This window comes from Paenibacillus sp. B1-35 (assembly GCF_050474385.1).
Classification (GTDB): domain Bacteria; phylum Bacillota; class Bacilli; order Paenibacillales; family Paenibacillaceae; genus Paenibacillus_B; species Paenibacillus_B alvei.
The window spans coordinates 991,157-1,001,623 of the sequence record NZ_JBCHVJ010000001.1; the positions used below are offsets into that span (position 1 = coordinate 991,157).

At 47.7% G+C, this 10,467-nt stretch carries 8 protein-coding genes; 2 read left to right on the plus strand and 6 right to left on the minus strand.

All coding sequences use genetic code 11. The features are described 5' to 3' along the window. Nucleotides 1–10 precede the first annotated feature (10 nt). The gene (locus ACQ5BJ_RS04370) at nucleotides 11–739 is read right to left on the minus strand and encodes a phosphonate ABC transporter ATP-binding protein (RefSeq protein ID WP_005549956.1); all 729 of its coding nucleotides are present in this window, start codon (nucleotides 737–739) and stop codon (nucleotides 11–13) included. Between the two features lie 125 nt (nucleotides 740–864). Beyond that, nucleotides 865–2,046 (minus strand): MFS transporter, encoded by a 1,182-nt coding sequence (locus ACQ5BJ_RS04375; RefSeq protein WP_262866690.1) that lies wholly within the window; start codon nucleotides 2,044–2,046, stop codon nucleotides 865–867. A gap of 125 nt (nucleotides 2,047–2,171) precedes the next feature. On the opposite strand from ACQ5BJ_RS04375, the gene ACQ5BJ_RS04380 reads away from it, so the two are divergent. Together ACQ5BJ_RS04380 and ACQ5BJ_RS04385 are read left to right on the plus strand one after the other, a co-directional pair. Then, on the plus strand, nucleotides 2,172–3,092 hold the full coding sequence (locus ACQ5BJ_RS04380; RefSeq protein ID WP_005549951.1) for an ArsR/SmtB family transcription factor: 921 nt from the start codon (nucleotides 2,172–2,174) through the stop codon (nucleotides 3,090–3,092). Nucleotides 3,093–3,179: 87 nt separating this feature from the next. Next, entirely contained in the window at nucleotides 3,180–3,956 is a 777-nt protein-coding gene (locus tag ACQ5BJ_RS04385; RefSeq protein WP_005549949.1) for an HAD family hydrolase, read from the plus strand. A gap of 112 nt (nucleotides 3,957–4,068) precedes the next feature. Here the strand turns inward: ACQ5BJ_RS04385 and ACQ5BJ_RS04390 are convergent, their stop codons facing one another. From ACQ5BJ_RS04390 to ACQ5BJ_RS04405, 4 genes are all read right to left on the minus strand, one after another. After that, complete coding sequence (locus ACQ5BJ_RS04390; RefSeq protein WP_430108775.1) at nucleotides 4,069–6,438, minus strand: DNA topoisomerase 3; 2,370 nt, start codon at nucleotides 6,436–6,438, stop codon at nucleotides 4,069–4,071. 167 nt (nucleotides 6,439–6,605) lie between these two features. Beyond that, nucleotides 6,606–8,129, minus strand: a complete 1,524-nt coding sequence (locus ACQ5BJ_RS04395) for a hypothetical protein (RefSeq protein ID WP_005549945.1) — start codon at nucleotides 8,127–8,129, stop codon at nucleotides 6,606–6,608. Further along, nucleotides 8,129–9,547, minus strand: coding sequence for an ABC transporter ATP-binding protein (locus ACQ5BJ_RS04400; protein WP_005549944.1), 1,419 nt, complete (start codon nucleotides 9,545–9,547; stop codon nucleotides 8,129–8,131). The genes ACQ5BJ_RS04395 and ACQ5BJ_RS04400 overlap by 1 nt, the downstream gene beginning before the upstream one ends. 66 nt (nucleotides 9,548–9,613) lie before the next feature. Then, nucleotides 9,614–10,396, minus strand: coding sequence for a thioesterase II family protein (locus tag ACQ5BJ_RS04405; protein ID WP_005549943.1), 783 nt, complete (start codon nucleotides 10,394–10,396; stop codon nucleotides 9,614–9,616). Nucleotides 10,397–10,467 lie beyond the last annotated feature (71 nt).

Below are 10,467 nucleotides of genomic sequence, written 5' to 3' on the forward strand. Positions count from 1 at the left end.
CAAAATAAAACTAAAGAATAAGTGCCTTCTCTGATTGGAGCAGCCGTCTGCCCTTTACATCTACAGCAATCGTACCGTTTTGGAGCCCCCATAAGCGCGTTGCATATTTCTCCGCAAGCTCTACCTGATGGAATACAGCTATAACGATCTTGCGCTGTTTGGCACACAGATCTCGGAATGTCGATAACACAGATTCAGCAGATTGCGGGTCTAAGCCAAGCACGGGCTCGTCCGCAAGCAGCACATCTGCACCATGCACGAGCGCTCTGGCAATAGCAATACGCTGCTTTTCCCCACCGCTCAAATCACCGCACTTCTTGTGAGCCTTGTCCAATAAGCCAAGCTGCTCAATTGTGTCCATTGCCCCCATATAGTCATCAGAACGAACCATCCCCGTTGCCATTCTCCACAGCGGAGTTTGATGGAAGCGTCCGATTAAAACATTCTTCAACGCCTTGCGATTGTCAGACAGTACTGGGTTCTGCTCCAAGTACGCGAATTCCCGCTTTACCTTGCGTCTGCCGTTCCATTGCTGGGCAAATATATCGACTCCGTCAACAATGAACTTTCCGCTCGTCCATCTTTCTTGCAACGCCAGACACTTCAACAGGGTTGACTTCCCGCTTCCGCTTGCGCCTATTACACCAATAAACTCTCCCGGGTGAACCTCAAAGCTAATATTTTTCAATACCTTCTGATCAGGAGGGTATTGCTTCACTAACTGATCTACTTTAATCATCGTCAAGACTCCTCTCCATTCCGACAATGGCCGTTCACTGCTCTTGCGCTGCAAAAGATTATTTATATCGTTCCATAGGTCGCAGCGAATGAAGAACACTACTCTTAGTGTAAGGAAGGCAGCCCCTAACTTGCAAGCGTTTTATTGTGCCGCCTGAATATGAAGCCAAGTAGCGAGAAGCCAATATACCAAATGCCGAGCAAGTAGAACATGCTGCCGACTGATACGTACTGGATGCCGATGCCCGCTAAATTCGGACCAACGATGCTCCCTAAGCTAAAATGTATGGATGCAATCACGTTAGCGGAAGGCAAATATTCCTTCGGCAATATGTCTGCTGCATACGCCAAGCCTAAAGAGAAGAACGAACCTACTAATCCGCCAACAAGCATGAACATTATGAGAATCCCCCAAATATTCGTCCCTGCAAGCGGGATGATAAGGAAGCCAATTCCCCCTAAGATACCGCATCCCATCAGCACTTTTTTCCGATCGATGCGATCACTAAGCATACCTAATGGCAGCTGCAGGATAAGTCCTCCGATCCCGAAGAACGGAAGCAAGTAGGATATCCAATGCTGCTCCATGCCGAGACGCAACGCATACACCGGGAAGTTGCTGTTCATGGAAGCTTCCATATACCCGTATAGGAATGCAGGCAGCAGCGCGAACCATGCCCATTGATAGGAGCGGCGGTAGCGCTTCTCCGGTCTAGATCCGTCTTTCATCATCGCAGCCTGCTCATTTGGCAGCTTCACATATACAATCGCCATGACGATCAAGAACATAAGAACAATCGCGATGAACGGCGCAGAGTCATGTATGGCCAAGAGATTGATGCCTAATGGTCCGAAGCTGAAGCCTACTCCATATGCCATACCATATAATGATATATTTCTTCCCCGTCGATTCGCAGGACTGACAGACACAGCCCAAAGCTGTGTCGCATAGTGCAGCGCACTGTCACCAAGACCTACGACAATCCGCAAAATGAACCATACCCAAATGTTTGGGAATATCGGAAACAATGCTAATGCAAACGTAACCGATACCATGCCGGCAAGCAGCATTTTTTTAAAACCAAGCCGAATGAGTATTCGCTCTACAAGGAACATCATAGAAAACACACCTAAATATAGAGCAGTAGCATTCAGTGCATTCAAGTCAGATGGAACGCCCATTCGTTCCAAGAAGATCGTAAGCAAGGGCAGCAGTAGACCCTGGCTTAAACCTGTAATCATAACGACAATGATGAGAATGATAAATTTCCAAGTTGGGGAATCTGTCGCGTTCCGCCAAGATGCCATTCTTTTAAACCTCCCCATTTCCTCTATCAAATGAACATTTCACAATTATAGTAGACAATGCTATGCAATACAATTCATAATAAACGAAGACAGTCATTGTCATTTACCAAGGAGGCTACGCAGGCATGACCTATCATGTTCGTATCGACTGTTCATCGGTATATGAACTTATTGGAAGCTTCATGCTATTTGTACACCGCAAATGGATTCGCAACGTAGACAACGGCATGACGTGGGTACGTCAAGCAGAGCAAATGATGCCCGCCGAGTGGGACGAGCACGCCCGTCAGATCAAGCGATATTCGTTAACGGATTATGACATGCTGTATGCCATGGCGCTTGAATACGCTGGCGGCAGTCAGATCACCGGGTACATCAAGCATCTGGAACAGGCAACTGAAGAGCAGTGGAAGCTCATTCAGGATCAATATGGTCTGTCCGAGAAGCCTCTCACGAGAGAGAAGTGTCAGCTGCACTATGTTCCTGCATTGAAATGCTGGTATGAGCACTATATCTCTCATACATTGCCGCAATGGGAGCCTATTTTGCAGCAAGATGCGCATGAGAAGCGGCTCTTAATGAGCAAAATAAATCCAGAAGAAGTTGTTGAAGTCGCCACAAACGGCATCGTCATCCGCGATGAGCAAAATCAGATTCGCGAGTGTATCCTTGCTCCAATGTGGCATTATCGTCCCATGAATAATACGTGCACCTTCAAAAACAAGCTGCTTGTATTGTACGCAGTGGACGAACCTGAAGAAGATGATTGTATACCATCTCACAACCTTCTCCGCATGACCCAGGCACTTGCTGATCATGAGCGGCTGCAGCTGCTGCGCTTCGTCAGTCAAGGTGCACGATCATTCACTGATATTCAGCAGCATCTCGGGTTATCCAAAGGAACTGTGAAGCATCATTTGGCCGTTCTTCGATCCGCTGGATATATACGTACCTATTGGGACGGCAATTCGGAGTCTATTGCTCTTCGTCAGGAAGGGTTGTCCGACTTGTCTGTATTTTTAGAAGATTATGTACAAGTGCAATAGTAACGACTGACAATGTTCGCGTAATGGAAGATCATCGTTATCCTCCTCACGCTTGTCAAGTCTGAAAAGCGCAAGGGGGAAATTATATTGACTACATCAATTCCTAAGCAAACGATACTGTTCGACATGGATGACACACTCATTTATTGCAACAAATACTTTGACATCGTCATCCATCAATTTTTGGATACAATGGCGACATGGTTCAGAACATGGAACATCCCTGCTGCGGAGATTAAGTCCATACAATCCCAATTCGATATTGAAGGCGTGCATAAGAACGGCTTTGAGAGCGAGCACTTCCCGCGCTCTCTCATCGGCGCTTATCATCACTTCTCCAGCCTTACCGGGAGAGAAACGTCAGATGAAGAAGTCGAATTTCTGCGAAAGCTGGGAATGAGCGTTTACGAAATGGAAATCGAGCCTTATCCAGGTATGGTCGAGACACTAGAACAACTACGGGATGCAGGTCACCGTCTGTATTTATATACTGGCGGAGAGCCTGTTATTCAACAGCGTAAAATTGATCAAATGAAGCTGTCCCAATACTTCGATGATCGCATATTTATCAGGCAGCATAAGACAGCGGAAGCGCTGGCGGACATCGTCGCGGATCAGGACTTCCAGCCTGCCAATACATGGATGATCGGCAACTCGGTTCGTACCGATGTGGAGCCCGGGCTTATGGCTGGCCTAAATGTCATTTATTTAAAACGGCCTAATGAGTGGTTCTACAATGTTGTCGAGATCGAAACAAAGCCACAAGGCGCATTGTATACAATCGAACGGCTCGCGGACGTTCCACGTGTCATCCTAAAGTGGTTGACGTCCCAAGTGCAGAAACCAAGTCAAGCAAAGGCCTAAAGCCATCTAGCAAATAAATAGATCACAGTCACTGCCGGCTTTAGGCATGGGTTAGGGCGAAAAGCCATGTATAACCGCAGCAGCAATGCTGTGTTGTCATACATGGCTTCTCTCAATCTTCGTAAATCTTCAAATCCCCGCTTGAACGATTGGCGAAGCCCAGTTTTCCTTTTACCGTTGCGTTTCCCTTCGTGAAGTTAAGCCTTTTGGTTGTCCCCTTCTCTAGCAGATCGCGCATCATCAATGCAGATATTGTCTTGCCGATCGCCAACTGTTTCTTCCACACGACGAATTTACAGCCCTGTTTGTAGTTCGAGCAGCCATATCCCTTGCGTCCTTCGATAATCGTTCCGCCGCAACCTTCGCGCGGGCATAGCCCGAATGTTTCCGGCGGCTGCGGTGAACTGCTCGTTCTTGCTTGCCTGCCTCTGTCCGAAATTGTAGAGACTGTTTTACTTGACATAGCGGCATGACTTCGAGCATCATCAGACGTGCCGTTTTTGTCCGTATATGCGCTGGTTCCATTGGATTTTCTGTTTCCCGCTCTTTTTCCAGTTCCTTTGCTCCCAGGCTTCTTGTCAATTTCAATTAGCGCGAGCACGTCGGCCGACACCGGCTTCTGCTTCTCAACGCAATCTATGACATGTAATGTGAACTTACGCACTGCCTCCATGAACACATCCTCGGAAGCCTCACCTCGGGCGATCTGCGTCAATCTGCGCTCCCATTGCCCCGTCATCTCCGGTGAAGTAAGCAGATTAACGCCGGCTCCGCGAATAAGTTCAACCGCAGTCTTTCCCTTCGTTGTCAATGTCAAGCGCTTGCCTGTCATACCGATATAACCAACCTGCTTCAAGCGCTCAATTGTCGCTGCGCGTGTCGCTGGCGTTCCCAGTCCTGCATCCTTCATCGCATCGCGAAGCTCCTCATTATCCAACTGCTTACCCGCGCTTTCCATTGCCTTCAGCAGCGTACCCTCCGTATACGATTTTGGGGGCTGTGTGGACTTCGGTGCAATCTCCGCTTCCTTGCAATCTACTGGCTGCTCCTTGATCAGCTGAAAGGCATCTTCTTCTCCAAGCTCTACAATCTCTTCTGTCGATGAGGACTTCTCATCGCCATCGTCCTCGTCCTTTTGCTTCGAACGTTTGGTAGTCCGGGCGGATGATTTCTCCTTTAATCCGTCATAGAGATTTTTCCACCCTCGTACTCGCCATTGCTTCATGCTCGTCTTAAAGACGATTTGCTCCACCTCTGTCAGCACCGTATATAACGTGTACTCCGCCACGGGATAGAAATGCGCTAGCATACGGCGCACAATAAGATCATAGATCTTGCCTTCCTCCGAAGACAATGTACCCGGACGCTTCGTCGTCGGAAGGATTGCATGATGATCCTCCACCTTGTCAGGATTGCACACCCCGCGATTGTTACGATGGACTCGTTTCGGATCTGCCTGCCCGGTTAGTGCGGCATACTCCTGCATGTTCCTCAGCATGTTCAGTGCTTGATGCATACCTGCGATATTCTGTTCGGTGACATAGTTCGAGTTCGTGCGCGGGTACGTAATTGCTTTATGTTTTTCATACAAGGCCTGTGCAATGTCTAGGGTCTTTTTCGCAGAATAGCCGTATCGCGCATTAGCATCGCGCTGCAGCAGCGTAAGATCATACAGCTTATAAGGGTATTCTTTGCCTTCCTTCACATTATACTCCGCAATGCGCCCTTCTCTTCCTCTTACCTTATCTGCGATGCTAGTTGCCAGTTGCTCGTCCACGATTCGATCGCCTTGTCTTATCCCTTTGTAGATAACGTCCCCTTGTTGAAAGACAGCCGTTATATCGAAGTACGATTCAGCCTGAAAGGCGGCAATTTCCTGCTCCCGATCATAAATGAGCGCGAGAACAGGCGTCTGCACTCGCCCAACGGACAATAAGGCTTTATGCTTCGTCGTGAAAGCACGTGAAGCATTCATCCCGATAATCCAATCCGCCTCGCTGCGAGCTCTTGCCGCGGCTGTCAGCCGCTCATAATGTTCCGCTCCCTTCAACTCCTCGAATCCGCGACGTATTGTTTCAGCGGTCAAATCCGAAATCCATAAGCGCTTGACGGGTTGCTTCCACTTATAGTGCTGTTGGATAAGCGCGAAAATATATTGACCTTCCCGCCCTGCGTCACATGCATTCACAACTGTACTGCATTGCTTGGCCAGCTCGCCAATGATCTTCAATTGATCCTTCGTCCGGCGTTCCGCTACGATCTTGAATGCAGACGGGAGGATTGGTAGATCATAGAAGTTCCAACGTTTATATTTGGCATCGTACACTTCAGGCTCAGCTAGTCTGAGCAGATGTCCAATCGCCCATGTAATAATATACCGTTCACCTTCAATATGAGTTCGATGCTTCCGTCCTCTCGGTTCAATGACAGAAGCTATGTTGCGGCCCATATCCGGTTTCTCTGCCACGACAAGCGTCTTCATCCTCTCACCTCTTTCCTTGCACAACAGAAGAAGCCGCGCATTCGACACCTGGCGCAGCTTCTTGCAAACTTACCTATTCCTTATTATTATCTACAACGTCCATTAAGGCAATAGAGGTTGACGAATGTGGCTGTAATTGGTCTGTCGTGAACCGCTTAACTTCCTTATCATTTGCCGCGCAGCATTAATTTCCAGAGACGGGAGTTGCCTAGAACATACGCCAGAATCATCATCATAATGAGCACGGCAACGAACAGGTATGTAACCCAGTTTGGAAGATCCGCACCACCAGCAACAGAACCGATCATCCAGTAAAGCAGTGCCACCCCAATGCCTAACCAGGAACCCACCCCGCTTGGAAGCTGTTCACTAACTTCAGAGGAGGTTTGCTTTTCGTCTCCCTTATCGAATTCGCTTAGATTAATGCCTACTGCAGAAACTCCAATCAAGATGACAATCATGCCGATTCCAAGCAGCCCACCGATAACAGCCGCATGAATCTGCTCACTTATGGACATTCCACTGAACAGAGCGAACACCCATGTACTTGCTAAGCTAATGCCGCCAAGCGGCATCCCAGACAGCATCTTGCCAAGCAGCAAGTGCCCTGGATGTGTGCCAGAAATAATGTAAAAAGCCATGTTGCGCCCTTCCCCGACAAACATCGCGGCAAGAACCTCTCCGTAGCTTAACAGAGCAACGAGCAAGCCTGCCGCCAGAACAATCACCATACGTAAGGAATCATCCTGAGCAGCAATTATCGGACCTGCAAAGAATGCGGCAATTAGGCCTGCAGCAAGGAACAACAGCCGCACATACGTTATGCGATTACGTCTCAACTGCAGCCATTCCTTTGCTTGAATTGCGCCTATTGGACCCGACATCAACGCAGGCCATCTGGATTGGGAAGACGCATTTTTTCCAGCATCGAAGCGCTTGGAAGCTTCTCTCCAACCATCCCGATACAATGCACCAATTCGCAGCGGGGCAAGCCACAAAGCGATCAGCATCCCAATACCTGGAAACATCAACATACCTATAACTAAGTAGATCCTCGCTTGATATTCTTGTAGCAACAATCCAATAGCTTCTATAGGAATTCCATTCGATAGAATATACACCACATAAACAAGTAAAGCAATAATTATTCCAGGTATAACAGCCCGTATTGCTCCCAAGATAGCAGGCATCACTCGAACCAAGATTACCAGCATCAACAAGCCAGACAAATCTCCAATCAATCCAGCGAATAAACTGATAAGAAACAATAGTGGTGCTGCCCAAACAACAATATCATACGGCAAAAGGTTGCTTAGTACGATTGCTGTTAATAGAGATGTAAATGCCTTAGAGGGCAGCTCTGCAATCACAAAAGCAAGCAGCACATGTGCAGGAGGACAAGCTGATATGTGTACGAATTGCATGAATCGGTCTGAATATAACTGCCCTTCCTGCTTACCGAATATATCAAGCACGCTCAAAAACACAGATAATAATAATATGAAGGACACAACGAGACCGAAGCTGTATACAGATGCATCACGAAGCAAAAGAACAATCCAACCGACGACAAACAGTTGAGCCAGCTTTAGCCATAACCCAAGCTTCCATTTGTTGAATCTCCAGGATTGATTCCATTTCTCTTGCAAGATGGATCGAACTAGCGCACGTGTTGTATGTGAGCTTGCCATCACGTCACCTCCACGCTCGGCACATTACCAGTCAAGTAGAGGAAGATCTGTTCCAGATTCGCATCTGGCATTTCTAGCTGCGTTCGGAGTTCATCCATCGTTCCTAATGCTTGCAACTGACCACGATCAATAATTGCAATCTGATCCGCCAATTCTTCTGCCAAGCCAAGGATATGGGTCGTTATAAATATGGCTGTTCCCTGGTTGGCAGCATCAACGATTAGATCCTTGACCTCACGTGCAGCACGAGGGTCAAGACCATTCGTAACTTCGTCAAGCAGAAGTACTTTGGGGCGATGAATCAACCCTGCTGCTATCGCCATCTTACGCTTCATCCCTAGGGAGAAGCCACGGATCAGATGATCGCCCCATTGTTCTAGCTTGAGCGCCTTCAACAGTTCCTCCGTTCGAGCTCTGGCCTCCTGCTCTGGAATATGATACAAGCCTGCAACGAGCCACAGGAATTCACGTGCGGTCAGTCCCTCGCGCAGCAGCGGGTTATCCGGCACATAACCGATTAGCTTCCGCGCAGATAAGCCATCTTGGAACAAGTCTTTTCCGCATATCGTAATCTCTCCTGCCGTTGGATCAAGCAAGCCTATCAACATTTTAATTGTAGTAGTTTTGCCTGCCCCATTGCTGCCAAGGAATGCTAGAATTTCACCTGGCTCGACGGTCAGATCAATGCCCTTTACTGCTTCAAAATTGCCATATGTTTTGCGCAAACCCGCAATTTTGATCGCCTTGCCTTCCCTTGTTCCGATGAATTCCTTTCGTTTCGTTCGTATTGCTTCTGAACGGGGCAATGAACCGTTCAGTGTCTCACTGGCAGCAGCAATATCCGAGATTGAGCGCTGTACTTCGACACTAGCTTCAGAACTGGGTTGTTCATCACTGAAATATTCAGATAACTTATCAAGGTACTTCGTGGGTTCATCTACGCTGAAAATGAGCTTGGAGAAGTTGATCACTTCTTTGCTCGGCCATGGAAGAGGTGTTTCGGTCGGTTGTTTCATCGTTACTTCGATCATTTCCGCAGTATCTGCTACAAGGTAGAGGGTCTTGTTGTCGGGAGAATATTTCTGTTCACTGTGAGGCAGCTCCAGAAAACGTGGCAATGTTCCTGTATAACGTTCTACTCGATCAATTTCATGGTAAGGAATATGTAGATGGAAACCAAAATACTTGAAATCAAGCCCCTCCGTGCCAATGGAGTGAGCTTCCTTCATCAGGACGAGCAGACTGCGAGTGCCACCGTAAAGTACAAGCACTCCGATTACCATGACAATCCAATTCCACGGAGAACCCAAGAAGATAGCCACGAGAATAATCGCAATAAGTCCTAACAGTATGCCGACAGTCAGGCCGATCAAATTGTACTTCAGTGCAGTGGACTTTTTTCGAAATGTGAAGTTCACCTATCAAACCTCCAACCCTATTCTGTTAAATTCAGGTATATTATAACATAATTATAGGAAATTGCATTACTGTAATCGGCCCCAAATTGATAATTGAGCAAGCAGTTCTAATTCTCTCTTCACTCTAATAAGCAGTTCTTCTTGGTGGCTTTGCAAGAAAAAATGTCCTCCAGGCAGCATCTCGCATGTAAATCGTGAATCCGTGAATCTCTTCCAATCACGCAAATTGTCCTCAGGCACCATATGATCATCATATCCACCCCAAGCAACAATTGGACAAGTCACTTTTCCACCTTCGTAGGAGTATGTTTCGGACAATTGAAAATCGGCACGCAATATTGGTGAGAACAAATCCATCAGTTCGTCATTCGCTAGCACTTCATCTGGTGTTCCACCATATGTTCGCAGTCCAGCACGAAATTCTGCTTCAGGCAGATGGTAGATCGGCTCGATCTCTCGATCCGCATCAGGCGCATTGCGCCCTCCAACCATCAGCAGAATCGGGCGCCGACCGAATTGCTCCGCACAATATCGCGCAAGCTCAAAGGCAATAATGGCCCCCATGCTGTGCCCATAGAAAAGAAAGGGCTTGTCCAGATGAGAGCGAATCGCCTGCGCTGCCGCTTCAACCATCGATTTGGTGTCCGTATAAAATGTTTCCCCCATCCATGTACCTCTGCCTGGATACTGTATCGAGCATACCTCAAGATAGTCTGGCAGCTTCTTATGCCATGTACGAAACACGGATGCGGATCCCCCTGCAAATGGGAAACAGAATAGACGAAATGTAGCATTGGGATTAGGCTTCGGACAAACGATCCATCGATTGTTTACAGTCACTGTACTCATTTCAAGCACTCCTTCTGTGTATTAGTCAGCTTAGAGGGGGGAGAATACACACCTTCTCCCCCCTAGCTGAA

Excerpts from the sequence above, each read along its gene's own strand:
- ACQ5BJ_RS04380 (WP_005549951.1), top strand. The coding sequence starts at position 2,172 with ATGACCTATCATGTTCGTATCGACTGTTCATCGGTATATGAACTTATT.
- ACQ5BJ_RS04370 (WP_005549956.1), bottom strand. The coding sequence starts at position 739 with ATGATTAAAGTAGATCAGTTAGTGAAGCAATACCCTCCTGATCAGAAG.
- ACQ5BJ_RS04405 (WP_005549943.1), bottom strand. The coding sequence starts at position 10,396 with ATGAGTACAGTGACTGTAAACAATCGATGGATCGTTTGTCCGAAGCCT.
- ACQ5BJ_RS04390 (WP_430108775.1), bottom strand. The coding sequence starts at position 6,438 with ATGAAGACGCTTGTCGTGGCAGAGAAACCGGATATGGGCCGCAACATA.
- ACQ5BJ_RS04375 (WP_262866690.1), bottom strand. The coding sequence starts at position 2,046 with ATGGCATCTTGGCGGAACGCGACAGATTCCCCAACTTGGAAATTTATC.
- ACQ5BJ_RS04395 (WP_005549945.1), bottom strand. The coding sequence starts at position 8,129 with ATGGCAAGCTCACATACAACACGTGCGCTAGTTCGATCCATCTTGCAA.